Consider the following 25,459-nt stretch of genomic DNA (forward strand, 5'->3'; position numbering starts at 1 on the left):
CGGTAGGCATGACGTCTATCGGGGGATTTTATACCTTTTATATTTATAGTATTTCACAGCAAAACCCAATCTGTGCTTTGGTATAGCCCTGTGCTTTGCGGCAAATGCTATACCAAAAGTTGACAAGGAGGCTGATCAGAATGGGACGGGCAGGGAAATTCGGACAGGCAGACCTACCTCGCACCAGTGAAAACGGGTACTATGAAATGCGCCTAGAGAGCATCGGCGGGCTGGGGGCCAACCTCTGCGGCAAGCTGCTGGGGGAGCTGGGGGCGGCCTACTTAGGCCTCAACGCCGCGGCCTTCTCCAGCTACGGCTCGGAGAAGCGGGGCTCGCCGGTTAAGTCCTACGTGCGATACAGCGCGCCGGACCGGGAAATTCTGCACAACAGCCCCGTGGAGCAGCCGCATCTGCTGGCCCTCTTCCACGAGGCCCTGGCGGGCAAGCTGCCGGTGACGGCGGGGGTGGGGGAGGACTGCGATGTGGTGGTCAACACCGGCGCCTCCCCGGAGACGGTGCGGGACAGGCTGCGGCTCCACGCGGGCACCATCTGGTGCGTGGACGCCCTGGGCCTGGCCCTGGAGAGCAAGAGCCGGGTCAACATGGTCCTGCTGGGCGCCGTGGCCAGGGCCTCCGGCTTCCTCCCCCTGGAGGCCGTGCAGGCCATCGTGGCCGACACCCTGGGCAAAAAGTACCCCGCTCTGCGGGAGGCGAACCTGGCCGGGGTGGCGCAGGGCTATGAGGCCGTCCGGCGAAAGCACTTCGCCCCGGACGGGACCTATGCGCCAGTGCCCTACAAGGAGGCCCAGAGCAAGTGGGGCTATGCAAACGCCCCCCTGGGCGGGGCCAACCCCCACTTCGGAAGCATCGTCTCCAACGACCTCTCCGCCTCCCGGGAGGGGTATCTCCCCCTCTTTTTATCGGAAAAGTGCATCCACTGCGGCCTGTGCGACAGCACCTGCCCAGACATGGTGTTTCAGTTCAAGCCCGGGGAGTACCGGGGCAAATCCGCCATGCTCAACAGCGGCCTGGACTACCACCACTGCAAGGGCTGCCTGCGGTGCGTGGACGTGTGCCCCACGGGGGCGCTGGTGGCGGGCAAGGAGCGGGAGCACCCGGACAAAACCTGGTTTGTCCGCAACAAGGATTTGATCGTGGACCGGCTGGAGTACGAGGACGTAGGCGCCAACTCCTGGGTCACCAGCGAGAGCTATCTGGACGAACAGCGCGTGGATGGAGGACAGATGTGATGGACGCAAACAAGCAAAAACTGCTCTTCGAGAGCGGCAACGAGCTGGCGGCCTACGCCGCCAAGCAGATCGACTACCATGTGATGGGCTACTACCCCATCACCCCCTCCACCCAGATCGCCGAATACCTGGACCAGATGGGGGCCGACGGGGAACACCGGATCTCCCTCATGGCCGCCGAGGGGGAGCACAGCGCCGCGGGCATCTGCTACGGTGCCTCCGCCGGGGGCGGGCGGGTTTTCAACGCCACCTCGGCCAACGGCCTGCTGTACGCCCTGGAGCAGCTCCCCGTCCAATCGGGCACCCGAATGCCCATGGTGCTCAACGTGGCCTGCCGCACCGTGTCCGGTCCCCTGTCCATCAAGGGGGACCACAGCGACCTGATGTACACCCTCAACGCCGGGTGGGTGGTCCTCTTCGCCCCCTCCCCCCAGGCGGTGTACGACTTCAACATCTGCGGCCTGAAGCTGGCCGAGCGGCTGCGCCTGCCCGTCATCGTGGCCTTCGACGGCTTTTTCACCAGCCACCAAAAGCGCAACTGCCAGGTGTTCGAGCGCGACGAAGATGTGCGGGACTTCCTGGGCCCCTGCCGCCGGGAGGACACGGCCCTGGACCCGGAGCACCCCGTCACCATCGGCTCTTATATGAACGAGCCGGACACCCTCAACAACAAGTACCAGCTCCACCTGGCCATGGAGGAGGCCCGCCAGGCCATTCCGGAGGTCTTTTCGGCGTACGCGGCCCGGTCCGGGCGGCGCTACGGGCCGGTCACCGGCCACCGCACCGAGGACGCCGATGCCCTGCTCTTCGTCCTGGGCTCCAGCTACCTCACCGCCGTCGCCGCCGTGGACAAGCTGCGGGAGGCGGACAAAAAGGTGGGGGTGTTCACCCTCTCCGTCCTCCGGCCCTTCCCGGCGGCGGAGGCGGCGGCGCTGTGCCGCGGGGCCAAGACGGTCCTCATCGCCGACCGCCAGGACAGCTACGGCGCGGGGGGCGGAAACATGACCCTGGAGCTCCGGGCGGCCTTCCAGAAGCACGGCCTGACCTGCCGGACCCTGAGCCGGGTCTACGGCCTGGGAGGCCGGGATTTCTATGAGGCCGACGCCAAGGCCCTCCTGGAGACCTGTTTCGACGACGACGCCCCGGCGTTCGGCTACCTGGGGGTCTACCCCGGAGAGCAGGACTTCACCCCCACCCCCTATTTCAAGCCCGTGGCGGGAAAAGCGGCGGCCCCCGGCCTCACCCGCTGCGCGGTGGACGAAGCCACCGGCGGGCTCAGGGTGGATGGCGGCCGGATCAACGAGACCACGGCCATGCCCAAGCGCCTCTCGCCGGGACACGGCGCCTGCCCCGGCTGCGGCATCCCGGTGAACGTGAACCTGCTGCTGCGGGGCATCGAGGGCAACGTGGTGCTTCTGTTCCAGACCGGCTGCGGCATGGTGGTCACCACCCCCTACCCCAAGACCGCCTTTAAGGTCCCCTACGTCCACAACCTCTTCCAAAACGGCGCGGCCACCTTGGCGGGGCTGGCCGAGATGTACCACCAGCGCCAAAAGCGGGGCGAGCTGCCGGAGGGGGAGATCACCTTCATCATGGTCAGCGGCGACGGCGGCATGGACATCGGCATGGGTTCCGCCCTGGGCACCGCCCTGCGGGGGGACCACGTGATCCTCTTTGAGTACGACAACGGCGGCTATATGAACACCGGCTACCAACTGTCCTATTCCACCCCCATGGGGGCCAGGAGCGCCACCTCCCACCTGGGCGCCCATCAGTACGGCAAGCGGTTCTTTCACAAGGATATGCCCCAGATCATGGCCGCCACAGGCCTGCCCTACGCGGCCACCTGCGCCGAGTCCAGCCCGGCGGACTTCATCCGCAAGGCGGCCAAGGCCCAGTACTACGCCCGGGAAAGCGGCACCGCCTACGTCAAGTGCCTCTCGGCCTGCCCCCTCAACTGGGGGGACAAGCCCAGCACCGAACGCAAGGTCATCGCCGCGGCGGTGGACTGCTGCTACTTCCCCCTCTACGAGGTGGAGAACGGGATCACCGCCCTATCCTACAATCCAGAGGACCGGGGCAAGAAGCTCCCCGTGCTGGACTGGCTGGCCATGATGGGCCGCACCCGCCACCTGAAGGACGACGCCTACCGGGACGTGGTGGCGGACATGCAGCGGGAGGTGGACCGCCGCTGGGCCAGGCTCAAGGCCCGGGCAGAAAACCAGATTCTATAAGGAGGCCGGCAGGATGAGATTTCCGAGTACCGCCCACAAAGTTGCCTGGAACACCAGCGAAAAGGCCAACGAGAACATTCAGGAAAAAACGCTGCAGCATCTCCAGCAGGCCGTGGAGCACGAGGACCTGAGCGGCGCCCTGCGCCGTCTGGGCCGGGAGTGGGACACGGAGCGGGTCCTGGAGACCAACGCCGCCTGCCTGCTGCTTCTGAGCCTGGGCCTGGGCGTCGGCAGGGATCGGCGCTGGCTCTGGCTCACCGGGGGCGTGGCGGCCTTTCTGCTCCAGCACGCCCTACAGGGGTGGTGCCCGCCGCTGCCCGTGATCCGGACCCTGGGCGTGCGCACCGCCGGGGAGATCGGCGTGGAGCGGGCGGCCCTCAAGGCGCTGCGGGGGGACTTTGCCGGCGTGGGCCGGGATCCCGGGGCGGCCTTCTGCGCCGCGAAACGAGGGGGATGACCGCGGGTCCCGCTGAACCGGCGGCACAGGTCCCCGGCGCCGTCCCGGCGGGGAACCTCCGTGCCTTCAAGAGGGACGCGGTCGGGCGGAAGACGGCGCTGCGGCGGCAGGGCTGCCGGGACGGGACCGGCACCACACCGGCGGGCGCGCGGCCGTTCATGGTCGCCCCTCCTTACACGCGCAGTCCTTCCGGCGGCCCCCACACCGGCGCCGCCGGACCATCGGAACGTCAACGCGCCGCTCTTGTGATAACAGACATCCTCCGCCTGCGTGCAGGCGGAGGATGTCTGTCTGGTCGGTGGGTGATATGCCGGGCCTCATTTCCGGCGCCTCTTCTGGGCGGTTGCCTGATAGCTCAGATCCAGCAGCCACTTGATTGTCTCCTCCTCCACGCTGCCGTCCAGCGCAACGGTGATCCAGCTGCCCTTGTTCATGTGGTAGGCCGGGAAGATCCCCGCCTCCAGCCGGAGGGAGCCGATCAGGGCGGGGTCGCACTTGAGATCCAAAATGTCGATCTTCTCGTCGCCGTCCAGCCCCAGTTTGCATCTGGGGATGTCCATAATCAGCGCGAACCATTTGCGGTTGTTTTGGTGCCGGAACACCTTGTAGGACGGCGCGCTCGCCCACAGGTGCTCCTCGTCCGCGCCGTACTGCTCCGCGATGTAGCGCGCCAATTCCTCTGCATGCAATGCAAATCCCCCGCTTTCCCCAGCCCATTCCACAGGGCATCCGTCTTCCGTCCGGGAATCCTCCGGCGCGGCCAGACGGACCTTCTCGTGCCGCCCTCCGGGCACCGCTCTGCGGGAACTCCCTTGGCAACCAGAAACGGACCGTGGCCGCAGGCGCAGATTCTCTTCCATCGCCTGGCTTTCTTATTTTTAATTATAGCACAAAGCGGAATTTTTTCAACTTCCATTCCCTCTGAACAGGCACCCGCCGGGATGAAATGCCTGTCACCGTATCAGCGGGGCAACCTCCACCGGAACCGGCTTCCGCCGAGGAAGTCCACCATGGGCGCCGGGGCGGCCCTTCGCAGCGGCCAGCCCGTCTGCATAAATGTCTGGGGAGTTGCGTTCGGCACGGCGCTTGTCCCGAACACCGTCCCGAATGGGGAAATCACCGGGCAGGATGGTTCCCAAAGCATTTCCGCCGCCTTTTGTGCCGCGGCGGCTGCGGGGGCGCAGGGGTCCGCACCTGCGCCCCATGCCGGGAGGCGCCGCGGAGGGATCCAGGGCGAAGCCCGCCGAGCCGCCCGCCGGCATCCCGATTTCGATGGAAGTTCCCCCCCTGTGGGCGTCCCGCCCCCTGCGATGCGGGGCCCGCTTCTTTTGCACCCCGCGGACCGCCCGGCGCCTCTTCGGTCATCTCCGGAGGGGCGCCGACGGCATCCCCTCCGGAGATGGCCGCCCCTCAGACGGCGGATTGAAACCGGGCGTTGGCTCTGTCCCAGTCGATGAGGGAAAACCAGGTGTCCACATATCGCGGCAGATCAAACCAGTTATCCAAAAAGTAGGCGTGCTCCCACAGGTCCAGGACCAGAATGGGCTTGACCGCGTCCAACTGCACCGTCCCATTGTCCCGCGTAACCACCAGGTGCAGTCCGCCGTTCTGCTCGCCCACCAGCCAGACCCAGCCCACCCCGGGGAGGCTCTGGGCCGCCTCCAGCAGAAGCTGCCGGAACCGGGCCATGGAGCCGTAGGTGGCAATGAGGACCTCCACCAGGTGGTTCAGCGGCGGGGCCCCTGCCTCGGCCTTAAGGCCGTCGAAAAACAGCTCGTGGTTGAATACGGCGCCCGCCGCGTTTTTCAGCCGCTCCTCCTGGACCACCGGGAGATTGATCTTCTGGGTGAGAATCTCCTCCAGCGTCAGGTCCGTCAACCGGTGCTGGACCACCAGCCGGTTCAGCTCCCGGACGCGGCCCTGGTAGTGCTGGTAGTGCACATACAGGGTATCCGGGGCCAGATAGGGCGAGAGCGCCATCATGGAATAGGGAATCCGGATCGGTTTGAAGGGGTATTGATGACCCATCGCAGCTTCCTCCTGTCTTGCTTTTTTGTGCATCGCCCTCTGCGGTGCACACCCCATTCTATTCCCCCGCTTGTCAGCGCTCCACAGCGCCCATCCCGCCCAAAGAGCGGGGGAAGGGCGGCATTTGTGCATAAATCGGTTGTTTTCCGGCATAAATATCAAGTTTTCTTTGACTGCTCCCCAATTCCGTCGTATAATAAAACAATATGACACGTATGGGAGGGAAGACCATGCAGAGCCGGGCTTCCAAGCTGCTTTCCAAGCTCTCGCTGCTGATTCCGGAAAACGATTTCCACGCGCGGATGCATGCGCATGGGCCCAACACCAGCTATTTCTACCACTACCACGACTACTATGAGGTCACCTTCTACCTGGGGGAGCAGGACGCCTCCTATCTCACCGGAAACACCACCTATACCGTCAGCAAGGGCGACATCATCTTCTGCCGGATGTTCGACAGCCATATCATGGACTGCGCCGCCAACGAGGACCACCTGCGCTTTTGCATCGGGATCGAGCCCCGGATTCTGGGGAACTACTCCAAGAAAAGCGCCAATTTGTACCTGATGTTCTCCAGCCAGAACCCCAACTACCCCATCATGCACCTGGACATGCTGGAGCTGCAGAAGTACCTGCGCATGATTGAGGATTTTCAGCAGCTGGGCACCTCCCCGGGGGAGCAGGTCATCGCCAGCTCCATCGTCCACCGGATTCTGGGCTGCCTGTACTGCGACATGCAGCTGGACGTGGGGCCGGACACCACCAACCTCCAGCACATCCGGCTGGTGGGCTCCATCCTCCACTACATCGAGCAGAACCTGGCGGAGCCCCTCTCCCTCCAGCAGATCGCCCAGCAGTACAACTACAGCGTCACCTACGTCAGCAAGCTCTTCAAAAGCGTCACCGGCTCCTCTCTGGTCAGCTACATCATCGAAAAGCGGATCGGCCGGGCCAAGCAGTTGATGTACGAGAACATCGAGATCATGCAGATCGCCGAGCGGGTGGGGTACCACAACTACAGCAATTTCTACAAGGCCTTCAAAAAGGCCACCGGCATCAGCCCGGAGGAGTACCGCCGCCAGCTGCCGGGCACGGCGGGCCAGTGACCGGTTTTCCCTTTGGATTTTGTTTTTGATTTGAAATGCGCGCCGCCGGAAAGGGGATGTCTTTTCCCGCCGGAATGTGCTATCGTACAACGTGTTACGAACCGCTGCACAGGGCCAAAAACCCAGCCCAAGCGTTTGGAAAGGAAGTTTTGATTTATGGGTGTTGAACTCTCTCTGAAGGACAAAAACGCCGTCGTCACCGGCGGTGCAGGCGGCATGGGCCGCACCACCTCCCTGCTGCTGGCGGAGGCCGGCGCCAACGTGATGGTGGCCGACATGGACGCGGAGGCCGCCGCCAAAACCGCCGCGGACATCGCCGCCCAGTACGGCGTGAAAACCGCCTCCTGCAAGTGCGACGTCACCGTCAAGGCGGAGGTGGACGCCATGGTGGCCGCCTCTCTGGAGGCCTTCGGCCGCATCGACATTCTCAACAACATCGCCGGCGCCAGCACCAAGGTGGATTTCCTAGAGATGCCCGAGGAGATCTACAACTTTATGATGGACGTCAACGCCAAGGGCACCTTCCTGGTGAACCAGGCGGTACTGCGGGTGATGATCCCCAACAAGGCGGGCAAGATCGTCAACATGTCCTCCATGTCCGGCAAGGAGGGCTACCCCACCAACATCGCCTACACCGCCTCCAAGTTCGCCGTCACCGGCATGACCCAGGCCATCGCCAAGTACGCCGCCCCCTACAACATCAACGTCAACTGCGTCTGCCCCGGCATTGTCCACACCCGCATCTGGGACAAGCTGCTCTCCGACGTCAAGGAGGCCGGCGGCGACCCCGACGCCTATTGGAACGAGCGCATCTCCGGCATCCCCCTCAAGCGCCCCCAGACGGAGGAGGACATCGCCCGCATGTTCCTCTACCTCTCCTCCCCCTTTGCCGACAACATGACCGGTCAGGGCATCAACGTCACCGGCGGCCTGATTCTCCACTGAGCATCCACCCATTTACGGCAGAGCGCCGGACCGCTGGTCCGGCGCTTTTTCACCTTCTCCCGCCGCTTCGCATAGTCTGGGATACCAACATGTGAGAGGAGGCTCCCGGAGCTTCGACTCCGGTAATAATATGGAGACAAACTTTCGTAATTCCCCCGTGATCCCTCTGCCCAATCCCGGCGAGGGCGGCCCCGTGGCGGACAGCGGCACCAGCGGCTCCACCCCTGTGGTCCCCCTGCCCAACCCCGGCGAGGGCGGCCCCGTTGGGGGCGGCGGCTCCAGCAGCACCCCCGTCATCCCCCTGCCCAACCCCGGTGAGGGCGGCCCCGTGGGCGGCGGCGACTCCAGCAACATCCCCGTCATCCCCCTGCCCAACCCCGGCGAGGGCGGGCCCGTTGGCGGCGGTGGCTCCAACATCCCCGTGATTCCCCTGCCCAATCCCGGCGAGGGCGGCCCCGTGGCCGGCGGCGGCATCGGCGGCATTCTCCTGCCGGGCCTGGTCCGCACCGCCCAGGTCCGCTTCCTGAACGCCGCCTTCGGCTACCAGCCCTTCCGGGTCCTCATCAACAACACCCGCATGGTGGGCTGGCTGAGCTACGCGGCGATCTCCGCCTACGGGCGGGTGCCCGTGGGCTACCAGACCATTACCGTCACCGGCACCAACGGCTATATCTACATTCAAAAGACGCTTCCCTTCCAGTCCGGCAGCCCCACCACCATCGCCATCATCAACACCCCCAGCGGACTGGACCTGCTGGAGATCTCCGACCGGTGCTGCGCCCCCACCGGCAACTTCGCCAACTTCCGGGTGAGCAACCTGGCTCTCAACAGCCGCCCCCTGGACGTCCTACTGGCCGACGGCCGGGTGGTCTACTCCGACGTGCGCTACAAGGAGACCACCAGCTTCAAGCGAATGCGGCCCGGCGAGTACCAGTTCCTCTTCGCCGAGACGAATCTGACCCCCATGCCGGAGTGGCTGGACATCGAGACCCTGGACAGCGCCTTCCTGGGGATGATGCCCGCCATGGACACCGTGGCCTCCCTGTACCTCAACGCCCTCAGCGGCGTCAACTACACCGTCTTCCTCCTCAGCAGCGGCACCGCGATCAACGCCGTGCAGGCGCTGGTGGCCGGAGACCGCTGAGGGATAAACCCCCGCCCCGCCGGGGATACTGGCGGGGAAGGGAGGGAGGACATTGGCACATCTCAGCGCCTATTTTTCCCTGGAGCACCCGGCCGATCGGCACGACGTGAAGCGGCTGAAGCGGGAGCTGGACACCCTGCCGGGGGTCACCTCCGTCAGCATCAGCGACGGCGGCTGCCTGGCCGTGGACTACGACTCCACCGCCGTCCGGCAGGACGACATTCTCCAGAAGGTCCGGCAGCAGGGCTATTCCCTGCGCTCCGCGGAATAAACGAGGGCCCGCGCCAGGCGCGGGCCCTCGTTTATTCTTGTCATCGCGGCTCCCGGGGTCCGGGGAGGAACTCCTCCCCCGCCGCCGCCATCGCCAGCCCCCCGGCGGAGAGCTCCGTCAGGCGGGGGGCGAACCGCTCCGCCCCGCCGGCGGGAAAGGCGGCCCGGAGGGTGATGTCCGCGCCGTAGGCCGTCTCCCGGACCACGCCGCCGCAGGCGGCCACCTCCAGCTTCACCCGCTCGAACAGCGGATAGGTGCAGGGCACGTCCCACAGCGTCCACAGGGACATCCGGGTGACGCCCGCCGCGTCCAGGGCGTCCTTGGCCCCCCTGGCGTAGGCCCGGGTCAAGCCCCCGGCCCCCAGCAGAATGCCGCCGAAGTACCGGGTCACCACGCAGCAGACGTTCACCACCGCCTCCCGCTGCAACACGTTCAGCATAGGCTGGCCCGCCGTGCCCTGGGGCTCCCCGTCATCGGAGTAGCGCACCACGCCCCCCTCCCGCAGCAAGTAGCACCAGCAGTTGTGGCGGGCGTCGTAATACGTCTTTTTCATCTCCTCGATGCATCTCCGGGCCTCCGCCTCGCTTTCCACCCGCCAGAGATGGCTGATGAAGCGGGAGCGTTTTTCCACGAAGGCGCTCTCTCCGGCCTCAAAGGGCACCAGATACCCGTCCACGCCAGTCCTCCTCCGTCAGCAGATAGAAATAGCTCTGCCGGGTCTCCCCCAGCAGCGCCGCCCGCCCCACCCGGGCGAACTGGTAGCGGAAGCCGCACTTCCCCATGCACCGGGCGGAGCGCCAGTTGCCCGCGTAGTGCCCGCACCAGACGCGCCCCAGGCCCAAGTCCGTAAAGCCGTACGCCAGCACCGCCTCCACCGCCTCCGGCGCCAGGCCCCGGCCCCAGTAGGCGGGACTGAGGGCGTAGCCCACCTCGTCGTCAGGACAGTCCGCCTGCTCCCCGGCGGGGTGGTTTCCCACAAAGCCCACGGAGCCCACCACCCGGCCGCTCTCCCGCTCCTCCATGGCGAACACGCCGGGGGCGGAGAACACCGTGCGGATGATCTCCAGGCTCTCCTCCATGCTCCGGTGGGGCGGCCAGCCGGCAATGGGACCCACCCGCGGGTCCCGGGCATAGGCGTAGACGTCCGCCGCGTCCCCGTCCCGGAAGGGGCGCAGCCGCAGCCGCGGGGTCTCGATCTCCATGGCGCAGTCTCCTCTCTGTTCTCTCTCTTTCCTCCGGCGGGGCGGGGCCTCACTCCCCGATAAACGCCTCCACCCGGCCCAGCACCTTGGGGCTGCACACCGCGGTGACGTCGATGGTCTCACGGTAGTCCACCTGCTCCACCTTGGCCTCCCGGTACAGCATGTCCACCAGGGCGCCCCGGTCATAGGGCAGGTGCAGCGTCACCCGCCGGGTGCCCTTGTCCAGCCGCCGGTCGATCTGCTCCAGCAGCCGCTCCAGCCCCAGGCCGGTGCGGGCGGAGACGGCGCAGTCGTCCTCCCCGTGGGGAATGACCGCCTCCGGCGCCAGGTCCGTCTTGTTGTAGACGTTGATTCTGGGCAGGCCGCTGGCCCCCAGCTCCACGATCAGATCCTCCACCACCCGGGACTGCTGCTGCCACTCGGGGTTGGACACGTCGATGACGTGGAGCAGCAAATCCGCGTACTCCAGCTCCTCCAGCGTGGCCTTGAAGGCCTCCACCAGCTGGTGAGGCAGCTTGCGGATGAAGCCCACCGTGTCGCTGACCACCACATCCAGCGTGTCGCTGACCGTCAGCAGACGGCTGGTGGTGTCCAGGGTGTCGAAGAGGCGGTTGTTGGCGGGGATGCCCGCCCCGGTCAACTGGTTCAGCAGGGTGGACTTCCCCGCGTTGGTATAGCCCACGATGGCCACCACCGGCACCTCGTTCTTCTGCCGCTGCTGGCGCTGGGTGCCCCGCACCCGGCGCACGTCCTCCAAATCCTCCCGGAGCTTGTCAATCTTCCGGTGGATGTGGCGGCGGTCCGTCTCCAGCTGGGTCTCGCCGGGGCCCTTGGAGCCGATGGGCCCCTTGCCGCTGGTGCCCGCCTGCCGCTCCAGATGGGTCCACATGCCCGTCAGCCGGGGCAGCAGGTACTGGTACTGGGCCAGCTCCACCTGCAAGCGGCCCTCCCTGGTCTTGGCCCGCTGAGCGAAAATGTCCAGGATCAGGCCGCAGCGGTCCAGCACCTGGACCCCCAGCGCCTCCGTCAGCACCCGGAGCTGGGAGGGGGAGAGGTCGTTGTCGAAAATCACCATGGTGGCGTTTTCGTGCTGGCAGAATGTGCGGACCTCCTCCACCTTCCCCTCGCCGATGAAGCTGCGGGGGTCCGGGGAGGGCCGGTTTTGCAGCACGATGCCCACCGTCTCCCCCCCGGCGGTCTCCACCAGGGCGGAGAGCTCCTCCATGGTGGTCTCGTCGGCGTTCTCTTCCTTTTTTAGTACCGGGGAGTTCAGACCTACCAGCATCACTCTGTCCCGTACTTCTTCTGTTTCCCGCATAGATCCTCCTTATTTTTGATAGACCTCCAGCACCTGGCCGGTGTAGGCCCGGTGCCAGCCGCCCTTTTCGCCGTAGGAGGCGTGAATCCGCCCGTCCACCACGCAGGACGGCGCCAGGTCCTGAACATACAATTTTTTACACACCAGCACCACTTCCGCCTCCTGGAAAAAGGGGGCGTCCCCGGCGCCGTAATCCAGCGTCAGGCCGCAGGCCTGCACCTTATCCACCTCCCGGCCGCTCCGGGTGCCGCAAAAGCGGGTGATCTCCCCGCTCCCCTCCGGCAGCACGGACAGCGCGAAGTGGTCATGTTCCTCCATGAAGGCATAGGTGTGCCGCTCCGGCCGCACGTAAACGGTGCACACCGGCAGGTTCCACAGGGTGCCAAGCTGCCCCCAGCCGATGGTCATGGTGTTGCAGCGACTCCGGTCCCCGGCGCTCAGCAGGGGCTGGCGGTTCTGGAACAGCCGGAAGCTCTCCGGCGCGAATTCCTTCCAATCCACAGTGTGCAGATGCATGGCTGAAAACTCCTCTCCGATCCGTGAGAATAGTACCAGTATATGCGCCGCGCCGGGAAATGTAAACAAAAAAAGGGTCTGCCCCTATGGCAGACCCTTTTGTGATCGTGTCAGGCTTATTTCGCCAGGCCGAACTTCTTGTTGAACTTGGCAACGCGTCCGCCGGTATCCACCAGCTTCTGCTTACCTGTAAAGAAGGGGTGACACTTAGAGCAGACTTCCACCTTGATATCCTTCTTGGTAGAACCTGTCTCAATCACATTACCGCAGGCGCAAGTAATCGTAGTCTGCTGATAATTGGGATGGATTCCTTCCTTCATTGCTCTCGTTCACCTCTTTCTTAGCAAGGCTACCCTCTTACAAAGGCTCAATTAGGATAACACAGCTTTTCCGAAATTGCAAGCATTTTTCTGACTTTTTTCCGATTTTTTTCATTTCTCCCCGGCAAGGGCCTCCAGCCGCCGCCGAAGATCCGCCCAATACCGCCTCTGCTGACTCCGCAGGTACCACCCCACAAAGGGCCGCATCCAGACCCTTTTCGCCTGCACCTCCTCGGTGAAGGCCGCGGTGCAGCCCCCGGGGGCGTCGGCGAACCGCCCGGTCCAGCACCCCGCCATGTTCCCGTTTTCCATCTCAAAAGCCCACAGACCCGGCTCCTCCCGCCGCCGGACCGCAAAGCGCGTGGCGGTGCCGTCCGCCGCGTACTCCACAAAGGTGTCCGGCCCCGTCACCTCCAGACCCTTCAGGTCGCTGCGCCACCGCCAGTCGGACAGGTCCGTGACCGCCGCCCACACCCGCTCCCGGGGATAGGGGAAAAACCCCTCCATTTTCGCAGTTGCCATGGCTCACACCTCCGCCGTTTCACCGGCATGTAAAAAATACAGCACCCGCCGGACCACCGGCTTTTCCAGCACCTGGGACAGCGCCAGGCTGTACGCCTCCAGCTGGGGGCGGTAGTGCTCCGCCCGCCGGGCCACCTCCTCCGCCGTGTCTACCCGGTCCGACTTGAAATCCACCACCGTCAGCCCCTCCGCCGTCTCAAAGCAGCAGTCCACCACGCCCTGGAGGAGGATGGCGTCCTCCCCGGCGGCTTGGGGATCGTAGGCCCGGGCGTCCATCAGCAGCGCGAAGCGGTACTCCCGCAGAACGTTCCGTCCCCGCCGGATCTCCTCCGCCAGGGGCGAGTCCAAAAACCGCTCCAGGCAGGGGCGGTCCACCGCCCCCGCCTGCTGGGGCGTCAACAGCGCCCTCAGCCGCAGCCCCTCGATCTGGGCGGCCACGTCCCGCTCCCCAAAGTCCAGGTATTGCAGCACCAGGTGGGTAGCGGTGCCCCGCTCCGCCGGGGTCAGCCCCTGCCGCTCCCGGCGGAATTTGGGCTGGGTCAGGGGGCGGAGATAGGGGGTGTGGGCGGCGTGCTCCGCGATCTCCTCGTCCAGGGTCCGGCCCTTGAGCTGGGTGGCCGTCACCTTGGCGGGCAGCAGCGTCTCCCGCCGGTAGGGGTAGGTAAAGGACAGCAGCGCCGGGTCGAAGGGCGCCTCCCGCCGGGCCGATTCCGCCCCCTCCCCGCGCCGGAGGGGCCGGGCGCGGTAGTCTTCCCCGAAATGGACAAACACCTGCCAGGGGCTCTCGTCCCCGGCGCACAGCAGCTCCACCGGGAGGTCCGCCAGCTCCCGCAGCGGCGCCGCCTCCGGCCTGCACAGCAGCGCCAGCAGCAGCCACTCCCCAAAGGTCCTGCCCGCCGCCACCGTCTCCGGCAGCACGGGGCAGGCGGCCACCGCCGCCAGCCGCTGGAGGCGGGTCTCCGCGTGGTACATGGCGTCCACCAGAATCAGCTTCTCCTTGGGCCGGGTCATGGCCACATAGAGGATGCGCTGCTCTTCCGCCAGATTCTCCCGCCGCAGCCGCTCCTCCACGGCCCGGCGGGCCAGGGTGGGGTACTTGATCTTCCGTTCCAAATCCACCCGCCGGGGGCCCAGGCCCATCTGGGGATGGACCAGCACCGGCGTGTCGAAGTCCTGGCGGGAGAAGGCGTGGTCCAGGTCCGCCAGGATGACGATGGGGAATTCCAGGCCCTTGGACTTATGGATGCTCATGAGGCGGACGCCGTTCACCGCCGCCGCGGCCCGGGTGGCGGGGGCCTGGTCCGCCTCCAGCAGCCGCCGCAGCTGGGTGACGAAGGCGAACAGCCCCCGGTAGCCGCTGCTCTCAAACTTCTCCGCGTGGCGGCTGAAGGCGATCAGGTTCTCCCGCCGCTCCGCCCCGCCGTCCATAGCGCCGAAGACCCCCAGGACGTTCAGGGTGTTGTAGATGTGCCACACCAGCCGATGCACGCTCATGTCCCGGGCCGCCTGCCGCAGAGCCCCAAGCGTCTCCAGAAAGGCGGCGCAGTCCGCCCCGCCGTCGGCCGCCGCCCGGACCTGGGCCAGCCGGTCCGCCGAAAAGCCGAAGAGGGGCGAGCGGAGCACCGCAATCAGCGGCACGTCCTGCCGGGGGTTGTCCACCAGCTCCAGCAGCGAGCGCATGACAGAGACCTCCATGGTGTGGAAGAAATCCCCGCTCTCCTCGAAGGAGCAGGGGATGTCCCGCTCCGCCAGGGCCCCGGCGAAGGCGGCGGTGCGGCTGCCGGGGGAGCGCATCAAAATCACGATGTCCTCCGGCCGGCAGGGCCGCAGGCACCCGTCCCCGTCGGTGACGGGATAGCCCTCGTCCAGCAGCCGCCGGATGCGCTCCGCCACAAACCGGGCCTCCGCCGTCAACCGCTTCACCGGCTGGTCGTTCTCCGCCGACTTCTGCCGGGCGGCGATCAGGTGGAACTCCGTGGCGCAGTCCCCGCGCTCCGGGTAGTACGCCGCGCCGAAGTGGAGGGCCTCGTCCTCCCCGTAGGCCATCTCCCCCATCTCCGGGGAGAGGATGTTGGAGAAGATGAAGTTGGCCGCGTCCAGAATCTCCCGGCGGGAGCGGAAATTCTTCGAGAGCAGAATCCTCCGCTCCTCCCCCGGCGCCGCCTCCTCCCAGTTTTTGAAGCGGCCGTATTTTTCCAGGAAGATGGTGGGGTCCGCCAGGCGGAAGCGGTAGATGCTCTGCTTTACGTCCCCCACGGTGAAGAGGTTGTTCCCCCCCTTGGACACCGCCCGGAAAATGGCGTTTTGCACCTCGTTGGTGTCCTGGTACTCGTCCACCAGAATCTCCTGGTACCGGGCGGCCACCTGCTCCCCCAGCTCCGTGGGGGCGCCGTCCTCCGCCACCAGCAGCCGCAGCGCCAGATGCTCCTGGTCGGAGAAGTCCATGCTCCCCAGCCGCAGCTTCTCCACCCGGTAGGCCTCTCCGAAGTCCGCCGTCAGCGCCAGCAGGGCCTCCATGGCCGGGGCCACCGCCCGCAAATCCTCCATGGCCTCCCCGCCGCTGACGTCCAGCAGGGCGTCCAGCCCCTTCTTCTCCGCCTTGCAGCTCTCCCACACCTGCTTGAGCGCGGAGAGCTCCGGGTCGTCCTTCCGCCCCCGGGGGGTGGACAGCCGTGGGAACACCACTCCGGCGCAATTCTGCCGGGCGTCCTCCCAGGTCCGGCTTCCCCCCAGGAGGGCGAAGCCCCGGGCCGCGGCCCGGAACTTCTCTCCGTAGCCGGCGGAGAGGGCCTCGTCCCCCGCCGTCCGCTCCGCCGCCCGCTCCAGCAGCGCCGCCCAGTGATCCGCCTTCCGGCGGATGACGCCAAGCAGCTCCCCGGCGTAGGGCGTGCCGTCAAAGTCCCCCTCCAGCGCCCCCCAGGACCGGCGGCTCTCCGAAAGCCATCGCTCCGGGTAGGCGTGGCTTTGCAGCTTGTCGTACAGCTCCAGCACCAGCTCCTCCAGGGCGCTGTCGTCCCGCCCGGCGCCCAGGGTGTCCGCCAGCAGCTCCCGCCCCGGGTCCAGGGCGTCGTAAAAGGCCTCCAGCGTCCGCCCCAGCACCCGCCGGCGCACCAGGCGGGCCTCGCTCTCGTCCAGCACCTTGAAGTCCGGGGTCAGGGCATAGCGGTCCCCCTCCCGGGCCAGCAGGTGGGTGTTCTCCCGCAGCAGCCCGGTGCAGAAGGCGTCCACCGTCTTGATGTCCGCCTGATACACCCGCAGCAGCTGCCGCTTCAGGTGGGCGTCCCCCGGGGTCTCCCCCAGCCGCCGGGACAGCTCCCCGGCGATTTTGCTCCGCAGCTCCGCGGCGGCGGCCTTGGTGTAGGTGATGATGAGGAAGTCGTCCACGTTGCAGCGCTCCTCCGTCACGTAGCGGAACAGCCGCTCCACCAGCACCTTGGTCTTGCCGGAGCCGGCGGCGGCGGACACCAGCAGGCTTCCCCCCCGGTTCTCCACCACCGCCTGCTGCTGGGGGGTCAGTGTCAGTCCCATATCAGTCGTCCTCCCTTTCCAGCATGCTCCAGAACTCCTCCGCCTTCACCGGCAGAATGTAGTGCAGATGGTCCCCGTCCCGGCCGTCCTGGAAGTGGCAGGCCCCGGCCCAGGCGCAGTATTGGCAAAAGCTGTCCTCCTCGCTGTGGCAGCAGGGGTCCGCGTCGATGTTGCCCTGGCGGACCTCCCGGGAGATCTGGTGGAGCAGCTTCTCCACGTAGGCCCCCAGCTTTCCCAGCTGGGCCGCCGAGGCGATGCTGCCGGAGAGGTTTCCGTCCCGGCTCACCCGGACGGGGAGATACCGGGGCTGGCGCAGGGCCTCGTGCTCCATGGCCTCCAGCACCGCCGGCTCCGCCAGCAGCAGCCCGCTGCGCCGGAGCTGCTTTTCCCGCTCGCTCTGCAATTTCTCCGGCGGGATGTTCCGCTCCGCCGATAAAATCTCATCCCGGGCCGGGAGGTACAGCACCCCCGCCGGCTCGATGTCCCGTCCGAAGTAGGACTTGCCCTCCCGCTGCAGCGCAAAGAGGTACAGCAGCATCTGGATGTCCAGTCCCAGCTTCACCGCCGAGAGGTCGAAGGCCTTCCGGCCGGACTTGTAGTCCACCACCCGCAGATACAGCTTTCCCTCCCGCACCCAGCCGTCCACCCGGTCCACCTTGCCGCCGATCCGCAGCTCCCCGTCCGGCTCCGAGATCACCACCGCCGGCAGCGCCCCCCCGTCCCCGAAGGACAGCTCGAAGGCCAATGGAACGAAATCGGAGCTCTTCAGCTCCTCCGCCACCTGCTCCACCACGGCGTAGGCGGTGTTTCGCAGCCGGGCAAAGAGGTAGCGGAACCGGGCATTCCGCCCCTGGAAGTTGTGGAGCTCCTGCTCCACATACCGCTCCATATACCTGCGCACCAGGGCCCGCAGGTCCTCCCGCTCCACCGCCGCAAAGCCCCCCTGTTCCAGCACGTCCCGGGTGACGTTTTCCAAGAGGAAGTGGAGGAAGGTGCCGATCTGGGGCGCGTCGAAGGCGGCGGCCTCCCGGGGCCTGGCCCGGAGGCCGTACTCCATGAAATAGGAGAAGTGGCAGCTGCGCAGCCGCTCCAGCCGGGAGGCGGACAGGGTGATCCGCTCCCCGTACAGCGCCCGCACCGCCGCCGGCGACAGCGCGCCCCGCCGCAAGTGCCAGGCCCGCTCCATGGCGCAGAGGCGGGCGGAGAACCGCTCCTCCCCTTGGAAATAGCGCCACAGTGCCCCCTCCGGGTCCTGCCCGGCGGCCTCCAGGGCGGGGAGCTCCGCCGTCAGGCGGTAGGTCTTCTCTTGCCCCTCCCGCTCCGTCCGCAGCGCCGGAAACAGCGTCCGCAGCCGGTCCACCACAAAGGCGGGCCGCAGCTCCCCGCCGGAGACGTCCGTCACTGGGTAGCTGACCGTCAGCCCCCGGGTGGGCTGGGCCAGGGCGGCATAGAGGCTCTGCAGCTCGATGCCCATCCGGTCCATCCCGGTGGGGGCCAGCTCGATCCCCCGCCAGCGCAGTTCCTGCCGGTCGTCGTCGTTCAAAATGCCGCCGCTCTGGCCCGGGTCCGGCAGCACGTGGTCGTTGACCCCCAGCAGGAAGAGGTACTTGGCCGTGTGGCGGTCGTTCCGGGTGATCTCGCTGACGCTGACCTGGTCCAGCGACACGGGGATGGTGCCCACGCTGTACTGGGTCAGCACCTGGCGCAGCAGCCGGGTGAACTCGTCCAGGCCCATGGGCTCCCCGCCCAGAATCTCCACAAACTGGTCCAGCACGCCGCAGAGAATCTCCCACAGCTGGGCGGTCTCCTCCGCGTCCTGGAGCCGCTGCGCCGCCGCCTGGGCCCGCATCTGCTCCTCCAGGGCGTCCTGGAGGGACAGCGCCTCCAGAAAGCCGTACAGCGCGTCCACCTTCTCCCCCGCCGTCTCCCCGGCCCGCAGCCCGTTCACCAGGTCCAGCAGCGGTCCCCGCACCCGGCGGCGCAGGGCGTTGACCCGGTCCAGCCGGGCCTGCCGCTCCTCCGTCCAGGGGGCGCCGTAGCCGTCCGGGTTCTCCGTCCAGTCCACGTCCCGCAGCCACATGGCCCCGTGGACCTCCCACTTGAGCACATAGTTTTCCAGCAGGTCGCACTCCTCCGCCGTCAGCCCCGCCAGGCCGGTTTTCAGCCAGCGGAACATGTCGTCGTACTCGTACCCGCCGCCGATGGCGGAGAGGACGCCGGTCAGCAGGCTCAGCACCGGCTTTTCCAGAATGTCGCTGCGGCGGCTGAGGTAGGCGGGAATGCCGTACCGCTCGAACACCGTCTCGATGACGCCCTCGTACTCCCCCATGTTCCGGGCGGCCACGGTGATGTCCCGGCAGCGGCAGGCGCCCGACGCCAGCAGCCGCCGGATGTCCGCCGCCGTCTGCTCCACCTCGGAGAACACGGTGTCCGCCTCCCGGACCCGGATGCCCTCCGGCGCCCCCTCGCAGGGGACGTTGGCGCCGAAGAAATACCGCTCCAAATGGCCCAGGGCAGAGGGGTCCTCCCGGCGGAGGGTCAGCTCCTCCACCGCCACCCCCGCCTCCGCCGCCAGGCGGCGGAGCTGGCCCAGCGTCTTGAGGGTGGACTCGAAGATCTCCTCCCGGCTGTCCGGCTCCCCCAGCAGCGTCACGGTGACGGACCGGGCCTGGCGCAGCAAAATGCCCAGGGCCCGCCGTTCCTGGGCGTTGAAATAGGTGAAGCCGTCGAGGAAGACGTCCTTGCCCAGGGCGTAGCGGGAATCCTCCAGGCTGTCGCACAGCCGGGTCATCCGGTCCCGGGCGTCCAGCCCCGGCCGCTTCAGCCGGGCTTCATAGGCGCCGTAGAGCAGGCTCAAATCCCGGAGCTTGTCGCGGGTGGCGCCGGAGATGTCCGCGGCCTTCTCATAGAGGATCTCCGGCGTCACCTCGTAGCACCGCAGCTCGTCGAACAAATCCAGCAGCTGCTGCAAAAACGCGGACTTCTGGGAGGGGCGGCGGTACACCGTCAGCTCCGGCGCCACCTCCAGCAGCGCCTTTTGCAGCGTCAGCAGCTTGCCGCCGGCGTCCAGGGCCACCTGGGCGATGCCGCCGGTGAGGGTCAGCACCCGGTCCCCCAGGCGGCGGAAGCTCAGCACCTCCCCGTGGCGGCTGGCGGTGGGGCCGCAGGCCCGGCACAGGTCCACCTCCGCCTGGTGGCTGGCATGCTCGGGCACCAGCAGAATCTGCTCGCCCCCGTCCCCCAGCTCCGCGATGCGGCGCAGGACCCAATCCGATTTTCCCGTCTTGGCCCGGCCCATCAAAATCGTCAGCATACCGGCAGCTCCTCCCCTGGTTTTCTCCCGCCCATCATACCACATTCCCCCGCCCCGCGCACCCACTTTTTCCGCCCTGCCTTGCCAAGACCCCCCAAATATGGTATAAGGGAGGAAATTCCCACCCCCATGGAGGTGCCGTATGGACATCTGCTATCGAAGGGCGGCGCCGGAGGATCTGGAGCTGCTGACGGAAATCCGGGTGAAGGTCCTCCGGGCCGCCAACGGCCTGGACGACGGCGCGGACCTGTCCGCCGTGGCGGGGGCGTGCCGCCGCTACTACCGCCGCGCCCTGGCGGACGGAAGCCACATCGCCTACCTGGTCTTTTCCGGCGAAGACGTGGTGGGGGCCGGCGGGGTCAGCTTTTACTCCGTCCTGCCCACCTGCTGCAACCCCACCGGCGAAAAGGCCTACATCATGAACATGTACACCGATCCCGCCTGCCGCAGGCGGGGCATCGCCTCCCGGACGCTGCACCTGCTGGTCACCGCCGCCCGGGAGCGGGGGATCTCCCAAATCTCCCTGGAGGCCACCGACATGGGCCGTCCGCTGTACGAGGCCTACGGCTTCCGCCCCATGCCCTGCGAGATGGAGCTGCCGGCTCCCTGAATCTCCGTCCCTCAAGAACCGCAGACGGGCACCCCCGCACGAGGGTGCCCGTCTGTGGGAGATGGTCATGTCCGCAGGATACGCTCCAAACCGGCGGCATCCAATTGGTTCACGGTCTGGAACACCCCCTGGTAGCATACGGCCCAGTTGTTGAACACACAGGGCAGCGCCTTCGCCTTTTGCAGCGTATCCACCTGCAAAAACGACGCCGGAACACCCTTTGCTTGGCAATACTCCCGGAGGGTCTCCACGCGCTGCAAGACAAAGGGGCACTGCATGTCGTAATAGACCGTCAGCTCCCGGCGCTCCACCCGCTGCGCCTTTGCCTCCGGCGTAAACCGGGGCACCGTCCCGTCGAAGGAGCGCGCCAGCAGCTCATATCCGTCGGCGGTGGCGTCCACCGCCTCAAAGCCGAACTTCTTTGCAAATGCCTGGTCGGACAGCCACGCCTTCTGCTTCTTCGCCCCCAGCATGCACACGCCGGACCGGCCCTGCCGCCGGGCGTCCTCCAGGCAGAACATCAGCAGCGCCCGACCGTACCCGTGGCCCTTGTACGCGCTGTCCACCCACAGGCAGTAGAGGTACAGATACTTGTCGCCCGTAACGGGCACCCAGGCGGTCTCCAGCGGCGCGTATTCCACAAAAACCGGCGCCTTCACCGGGAGCTTCCGAAAGACATGCCCCTCCCGCAGCCGCTCCGCCAGCCACTGCCGCTTGGCCTCCACCCCCGGGTGGGGCTTTTTGCTGCGGATGATGCAGCCCAGATGCTCCCCGGCAAGGTTTTCCGGCGTCAGCTCTACAAATTCCATACGAAGTTCCCCTCTCCCCGTCTGCGGTCCCGGCGCCGCTTCAATCGCCGTCTCTCCCCTTTTTGACGGCCGCCCCGATGCCGAGCCCCGCCGCCATGCCGATCACAAGGCCAAAACACATGGATACGCCGACCATTCCCCGGGAAATGCCCACGGCGCAGCCTGCGGCAAGGCCCAGCAGCATCCCCGCCGCCATCCACAGGGCGGTCCAGTCATTGCCTCTCTTCATGTTTTATTCCTCCCCAAACCGCCGTTTTCGGGAGCACGCGTACTTCGCCCGGGCGAAGGCGCGCTCCCGCCTGTCCTTCATTCTACCACTTCCGCCCCCGGAAGACAATGCACAAAGCGGCTGCGGGGGAGGGGGTCTCTTGATCCCCTTCCCCGCCGGGGCCGGTGCGGCGTCCCCGTTGCGGATCGGTGCTGCCGGTAAAACCTCCGTCAGTTTTTGTTGACAGCATTGAGAAGAACCGTTTCGTCTGATAGAATATAAAAAGATGGCTGGCCGTATGAGGCGGAGACGTCGTACTCAACAAATTGGGGGCTGTCAGGAGGGATCACGATGTATGGCAGAATGCTTGACAGGCAGAACAGGCCGACATTTGACGACATGGCCGCGTACTGTGGCAAAGGGATGGCGTTATTTGTCCGAATAAATGAATGGTTGTCAACCGCATGCAGTACTACGCAGGAAATTTCCTTTCCCTATGGAAACAACTATGGATGGGCAGTTACTCATAGAAAAAAGAAGAAGCTGGTCTGCAACGTGTTTGCGGAGAAGGACGCCTTTGCCGTTATGCTTCGATTGTCAAATGAACAATTTCATCAAGTATACGATCAGACGGAAAAAGAAACGCAAGAATGTATCGACAACAAATACCCCTGTGGAAATGGCGGTTGGCTTCATTATCGAGTTACCAGTGAAGTTCATTTTTGCGACATACAAAAGATGCTGGAAATAAAGTGCACATCATAAAGGATGCCTTCCCCTTTGTCAGGCTGATTGATAAGCGCCTGATTGGATTCGGGCGGCTTCGGCGGAGAAGGCACGGAACGGCAAATCGGAGATTTGCACGCTTTGGGCGGGCAGGACAAACGATAAGGAGGGACATATCATCAGCGAAACAATGAAATTTGCCAACAGAGAGGATTTTCGTGAATGGCTCAGTAGGCATTGTATATCAAACGACGGTATTTGGCTTTTGTTCGGTAAGTCTGGCGGGCCTAAAACGATAAAAGCGGGAGAAGCTTTGGAAGAAGCCCTCTGTTTTGGCTGGATTGACGGACAAATGGAAAAGATCGATGATAAGACATATAAGAAATATTTTTCTCTGCGCAAAAAGAACAGCAAATGGTCAGAAAAGAATCAGGCATTGGTGAAAAAACTTGAGGAACAAGGGCTTATGACTGATTATGGCAGGAAGAAAATAGAGGAAGCCAAGAAGAACGGTCAGTGGGAAGCTACAAACCCCCTGGCAATCATTACAGAAGAACAAATTGCCCGCCTGTCCGCACTGCTGGAAGGGTATGAACCCGCTTACACAAATTTCCAAGCCATGTCTCTATCCGTAAAGAAAACTTATACACGGGCATATCTTGATGCAAAGACAGACGCTGGACGGGAAAAGCGAATTGCTTGGATGGTGGACAGGCTCAACAAAAACCTAAAACCGATGTAACCGTCATGTACGCCTTATTGAGCGAAGGCACCGCAACTCGGAAAATCCCTACACAGAAAATGTATGGAGGTCTTTTGCCATTCCGACGAAGCGCAGTTCCCCTATCGAAAAGCAACCCTTATCTGCAACAGAGGGAGGCGCCCCGCTTGCCTTTTGGACCGCCCTGTGGTATCCTGAAAAAAATGTCGAAACCAGGAGGTCCGCCATGCCCCACATTCCCAAGGGAACCACCGCCGCCCTCCCGCTGGAGCGCTTTGAACCGGCGCTGGAGGCCGCGCTCCAACCCGTTCCGGGCTACGACGTCCGGCGCTGGCTGTACGTCCCCAACACCTATTCGGAGTACCGCTACATTCTGGGCACCCGGGGCCGCCGGCCCCTGATCTGCGTGGGCATCAACCCCTCCACCGCCGCGCCGGACGCCCTGGACCCCACCCTGCAGTCCGCCCAGCGCATCGCCCTGGCCAACGGCTACGACAGCTTTTTGATGTTCAACGTCTACGCCCAGCGGGCCACCCGGCCCGACGACATGGAGCCCTCCTGCAACGCCGCCCTCCACGCCGAAAACCGGAAGGCCTTCCGCTACCTCCTCTCCCTGTCGGCGTCCCCCGCCGTCTGGGCCGCCTGGGGAAACATCATTGAAAAGCGGGGGTATCTCATGGACTGCATGCGGGACTTCGCCGCCGACGGCCAGGCCGCCGGGGCCCAGTGGTTCACCGCCGGACCGCCCCTGAAGTCCGGCCACCCCCACCATCCCCTGTACTTGAAGGGAAACACCCGGCTGCTGGACTTCGACATCCAGGCCTATCTGTCCTGCCGGTGAGAGAAGGGCCGCCCTGCCGGGCGGCCCTTCGGCTGCTGAAACGCGCCCGGGGCGCCTTTTCGAGGGGGCTGGGGCCTGCCGCATAGATGCGCGGCGCACCGCCCGCCCCCTGCGGGCCGAGCGGAATTTGGCCGCGGACACGCCGCAGCCAAGCGGCCTTCCGTTCCACCCGCCGCTCCGGCGGCAGACCGCCGCAAGACGCTTTCGACCCGCGAAAGGGCCGCCCTACCGGGCGGCCCTTTTTGATTCTCTCATCGCGCCTCTAGCTGCTGGCGGACGAATTCCACCGTCACCGCCATCCGCCGGGCCACGCCCTCCTCGCTGAGGCCGCTGTCCCGGAACCGGCGGCACACCTGGGCCAGGGGCTCCGCCACCTCCAAAAGGTGCCGGTCCGGGTCGTACAGGCGCACCGCCCGCTGGCCCCACCGGCGCTCCAGAGGCGGGTGCACCAGCTCCAGATCCGGGACGCTCTCCAGAGCCTTCAGCACGGCGTCGAAGTCCTCCGCCGTGAAGGACAGCTCCCCGGCGGCGCCCCCGAAAGCCACCTCCGCCGCCGGACGGCCCAGCAGGGCAGCCCAGCTCTCCAGGGTCTGGAGGGACAGTCCCCCGGTCAGCACCACGGCGTCGCCCAAGTCCTGCACCACCTCCAGCCCCAGCACCCGCCGGTAAAACGCCAGGGACCGGCCCAGGTCCCGCACCGCCAGACGCGGCGTGCCCATCTCCATCTCTCCACCTCAGCGATTCCAGTTCTCTTTCAGCTGTTCCCACAGCTCCACGGTTTTGAATTTCAGCACGTAGCCCCGGTCCTCCTCGGTGATGAGGCCCACCTCCTCCTCGGAAAAGCCCGCCGCCAGGGCGGAGGCGGGGACCTCCGCCGCCGCGGCGGTGCACAGCGGCGGGAACACCACGCACCACCAGTTCTGGCCGCCGCCCTCCCCGATGACGATGCGCAGGGCCAGGTACTCCCCGGCGGGCAGGGTGAAGCCGTCGTACTCCTTGGTGGGGAAGACGGTCTCCGTCAGCTCCGCCGTCACCGGGTACGCATAGCCGGCGGCGGCGATCTCCTCCGCCGCGATGCGCTCCAGCTCCAGCAGGTTGCCCCGGAGCAGGCCCTCCGCCTCTCGCCGGTCCGCCGACTGCTCCAGCAGCTCCGTGGCCCGCTCCAGCACTCTGTCCCGGACCCGCAGCTTCAGCGCCTGGTCCTCCTCCGAATCGGAGTTGGCCAAAACGTGGAGCCGCACCACCTTGTCCGCCAGCTGGTCCTGGGTCCGCAGGGCCAGCGCCCCGGAGGCCAGGAATACCGCCAGCCCCAGCAGCAGGGCGACCTCCACCGCTTTCCATTTATAATTTGCAGTTTTTGTAGCTGTTTTCATCTGTGTTCCGTCCCTTT

The 25,459-nt window shown here is 65.8% G+C and carries 25 protein-coding genes; 11 read left to right on the plus strand and 14 right to left on the minus strand.

Annotated features, from left to right (window positions below; all coding sequences use genetic code 11):
* The first annotated feature begins 140 nt into the window (after positions 1-140).
* From QZS21_RS00900 to QZS21_RS00910, 3 genes are read left to right on the plus strand one after another with little or no spacing between them, the layout of a single operon-like run.
* Entirely contained in the window at positions 141-1,250 is a 1,110-nt protein-coding gene (locus QZS21_RS00900) for a 2-oxoacid:acceptor oxidoreductase family protein (protein ID WP_295579106.1), read from the plus strand.
* Positions 1,250-3,484 carry a thiamine pyrophosphate-dependent enzyme gene (locus tag QZS21_RS00905; protein WP_295579109.1) on the plus strand — a complete coding sequence of 745 codons (2,235 nt, stop codon included), beginning with the start codon at positions 1,250-1,252 and terminating at the stop codon, positions 3,482-3,484. Before QZS21_RS00900 ends, QZS21_RS00905 begins: the two co-directional genes overlap by 1 nt.
* Positions 3,485-3,497: 13 nt before the next feature.
* The gene (locus QZS21_RS00910) at positions 3,498-3,941 is read left to right on the plus strand and encodes a DUF2892 domain-containing protein (RefSeq protein WP_295579111.1); all 444 of its coding nucleotides are present in this window, start codon (positions 3,498-3,500) and stop codon (positions 3,939-3,941) included.
* A gap of 317 nt (positions 3,942-4,258) precedes the next feature.
* On the opposite strand, the gene QZS21_RS00915 is transcribed toward QZS21_RS00910, so the two are convergent.
* Positions 4,259-4,615 (minus strand): MmcQ/YjbR family DNA-binding protein, encoded by a 357-nt coding sequence (locus QZS21_RS00915; protein ID WP_295579114.1) that lies wholly within the window; start codon positions 4,613-4,615, stop codon positions 4,259-4,261.
* A gap of 736 nt (positions 4,616-5,351) precedes the next feature.
* Positions 5,352-5,969, minus strand: coding sequence for a superoxide dismutase (locus QZS21_RS00920; protein ID WP_295579117.1), 618 nt, complete (start codon positions 5,967-5,969; stop codon positions 5,352-5,354).
* A gap of 230 nt (positions 5,970-6,199) precedes the next feature.
* On the opposite strand from QZS21_RS00920, the gene QZS21_RS00925 reads away from it, so the two are divergent.
* The 4 genes from QZS21_RS00925 to QZS21_RS00940 all read left to right on the plus strand — a co-directional run bounded on the left by QZS21_RS00925 (position 6,200) and on the right by QZS21_RS00940 (position 9,435).
* Positions 6,200-7,075, plus strand: a complete 876-nt coding sequence (locus QZS21_RS00925) for an AraC family transcriptional regulator (RefSeq protein WP_295579120.1) — start codon at positions 6,200-6,202, stop codon at positions 7,073-7,075.
* 156 nt (positions 7,076-7,231) lie between these two features.
* Positions 7,232-8,020, plus strand: coding sequence for an SDR family NAD(P)-dependent oxidoreductase (locus tag QZS21_RS00930; protein WP_295579123.1), 789 nt, complete (start codon positions 7,232-7,234; stop codon positions 8,018-8,020).
* 130 nt (positions 8,021-8,150) lie between these two features.
* The gene (locus QZS21_RS00935; protein ID WP_295579124.1) at positions 8,151-9,164 is read left to right on the plus strand and encodes a DUF4397 domain-containing protein; all 1,014 of its coding nucleotides are present in this window, start codon (positions 8,151-8,153) and stop codon (positions 9,162-9,164) included.
* 52 nt (positions 9,165-9,216) lie between these two features.
* Positions 9,217-9,435, plus strand: coding sequence for a heavy-metal-associated domain-containing protein (locus QZS21_RS00940; RefSeq protein WP_295579126.1), 219 nt, complete (start codon positions 9,217-9,219; stop codon positions 9,433-9,435).
* A 40-nt stretch (positions 9,436-9,475) separates the two neighbouring features.
* Here the strand turns inward: QZS21_RS00940 and QZS21_RS00945 are convergent, their stop codons facing one another.
* The 8 genes from QZS21_RS00945 to QZS21_RS00980 all read right to left on the minus strand — a co-directional run bounded on the left by QZS21_RS00945 (position 9,476) and on the right by QZS21_RS00980 (position 20,154).
* Positions 9,476-10,111, minus strand: coding sequence for a YigZ family protein (locus QZS21_RS00945; RefSeq protein WP_295579128.1), 636 nt, complete (start codon positions 10,109-10,111; stop codon positions 9,476-9,478).
* Entirely contained in the window at positions 10,086-10,637 is a 552-nt protein-coding gene (locus tag QZS21_RS00950; protein WP_295579130.1) for a GNAT family N-acetyltransferase, read from the minus strand. Before QZS21_RS00950 ends, QZS21_RS00945 begins: the two co-directional genes overlap by 26 nt.
* Before the next feature lie 49 nt (positions 10,638-10,686).
* Positions 10,687-11,955 carry a GTPase HflX gene (hflX, locus tag QZS21_RS00955; protein WP_295579133.1) on the minus strand — a complete coding sequence of 423 codons (1,269 nt, stop codon included), beginning with the start codon at positions 11,953-11,955 and terminating at the stop codon, positions 10,687-10,689.
* 9 nt (positions 11,956-11,964) lie between these two features.
* Complete coding sequence (locus QZS21_RS00960) at positions 11,965-12,471, minus strand: flavin reductase family protein (protein WP_295579135.1); 507 nt, start codon at positions 12,469-12,471, stop codon at positions 11,965-11,967.
* A gap of 116 nt (positions 12,472-12,587) precedes the next feature.
* Positions 12,588-12,791 (minus strand): 50S ribosomal protein L31, encoded by a 204-nt coding sequence (rpmE, locus tag QZS21_RS00965; protein ID WP_295579137.1) that lies wholly within the window; start codon positions 12,789-12,791, stop codon positions 12,588-12,590.
* 111 nt (positions 12,792-12,902) lie between these two features.
* Positions 12,903-13,313 (minus strand): SRPBCC family protein, encoded by a 411-nt coding sequence (locus QZS21_RS00970; RefSeq protein ID WP_295579139.1) that lies wholly within the window; start codon positions 13,311-13,313, stop codon positions 12,903-12,905.
* A 3-nt stretch (positions 13,314-13,316) separates the two neighbouring features.
* Positions 13,317-16,841 carry a UvrD-helicase domain-containing protein gene (locus tag QZS21_RS00975; RefSeq protein WP_295579141.1) on the minus strand — a complete coding sequence of 1,175 codons (3,525 nt, stop codon included), beginning with the start codon at positions 16,839-16,841 and terminating at the stop codon, positions 13,317-13,319.
* Position 16,842: 1 nt separating this feature from the next.
* Positions 16,843-20,154 (minus strand): PD-(D/E)XK nuclease family protein, encoded by a 3,312-nt coding sequence (locus QZS21_RS00980; RefSeq protein WP_295579143.1) that lies wholly within the window; start codon positions 20,152-20,154, stop codon positions 16,843-16,845.
* 142 nt (positions 20,155-20,296) lie between these two features.
* Here QZS21_RS00980 and QZS21_RS00985 point away from each other — a divergent pair, with 142 nt between their 5' ends.
* Positions 20,297-20,764 carry a GNAT family N-acetyltransferase gene (locus QZS21_RS00985; RefSeq protein WP_295579146.1) on the plus strand — a complete coding sequence of 156 codons (468 nt, stop codon included), beginning with the start codon at positions 20,297-20,299 and terminating at the stop codon, positions 20,762-20,764.
* A 65-nt stretch (positions 20,765-20,829) separates the two neighbouring features.
* Here the strand turns inward: QZS21_RS00985 and QZS21_RS00990 are convergent, their stop codons facing one another.
* Positions 20,830-21,573, minus strand: a complete 744-nt coding sequence (locus tag QZS21_RS00990; protein ID WP_295579148.1) for a GNAT family N-acetyltransferase — start codon at positions 21,571-21,573, stop codon at positions 20,830-20,832.
* A 40-nt stretch (positions 21,574-21,613) separates the two neighbouring features.
* Positions 21,614-21,802: a hypothetical protein gene (locus tag QZS21_RS00995; RefSeq protein WP_295579150.1), complete on the minus strand. Its 189-nt coding sequence runs from the start codon at positions 21,800-21,802 to the stop codon at positions 21,614-21,616.
* A 330-nt stretch (positions 21,803-22,132) separates the two neighbouring features.
* On the opposite strand from QZS21_RS00995, the gene QZS21_RS01000 reads away from it, so the two are divergent.
* From QZS21_RS01000 to QZS21_RS01010, 3 genes are all read left to right on the plus strand, one after another.
* Positions 22,133-22,546, plus strand: coding sequence for a DUF3788 domain-containing protein (locus tag QZS21_RS01000; RefSeq protein WP_295579152.1), 414 nt, complete (start codon positions 22,133-22,135; stop codon positions 22,544-22,546).
* A 151-nt stretch (positions 22,547-22,697) separates the two neighbouring features.
* Positions 22,698-23,249 carry a YdeI/OmpD-associated family protein gene (locus QZS21_RS01005; RefSeq protein ID WP_366557564.1) on the plus strand — a complete coding sequence of 184 codons (552 nt, stop codon included), beginning with the start codon at positions 22,698-22,700 and terminating at the stop codon, positions 23,247-23,249.
* 205 nt (positions 23,250-23,454) lie between these two features.
* Positions 23,455-24,069, plus strand: a complete 615-nt coding sequence (locus QZS21_RS01010) for a DUF1643 domain-containing protein (protein WP_295579154.1) — start codon at positions 23,455-23,457, stop codon at positions 24,067-24,069.
* A gap of 251 nt (positions 24,070-24,320) precedes the next feature.
* Here QZS21_RS01010 and QZS21_RS01015 read toward each other — a convergent pair whose 3' ends face one another.
* On the minus strand, positions 24,321-24,788 hold the full coding sequence (locus tag QZS21_RS01015) for a VOC family protein (protein ID WP_295579155.1): 468 nt from the start codon (positions 24,786-24,788) through the stop codon (positions 24,321-24,323).
* A gap of 15 nt (positions 24,789-24,803) precedes the next feature.
* Positions 24,804-25,442 (minus strand): stage II sporulation protein R, encoded by a 639-nt coding sequence (gene spoIIR, locus QZS21_RS01020; protein ID WP_295579159.1) that lies wholly within the window; start codon positions 25,440-25,442, stop codon positions 24,804-24,806.
* Positions 25,443-25,459 lie beyond the last annotated feature (17 nt).

Origin of the sequence: uncultured Oscillibacter sp., assembly GCF_900544955.1 — a bacterium.
GTDB lineage: Bacteria > Bacillota > Clostridia > Oscillospirales > Oscillospiraceae > Oscillibacter.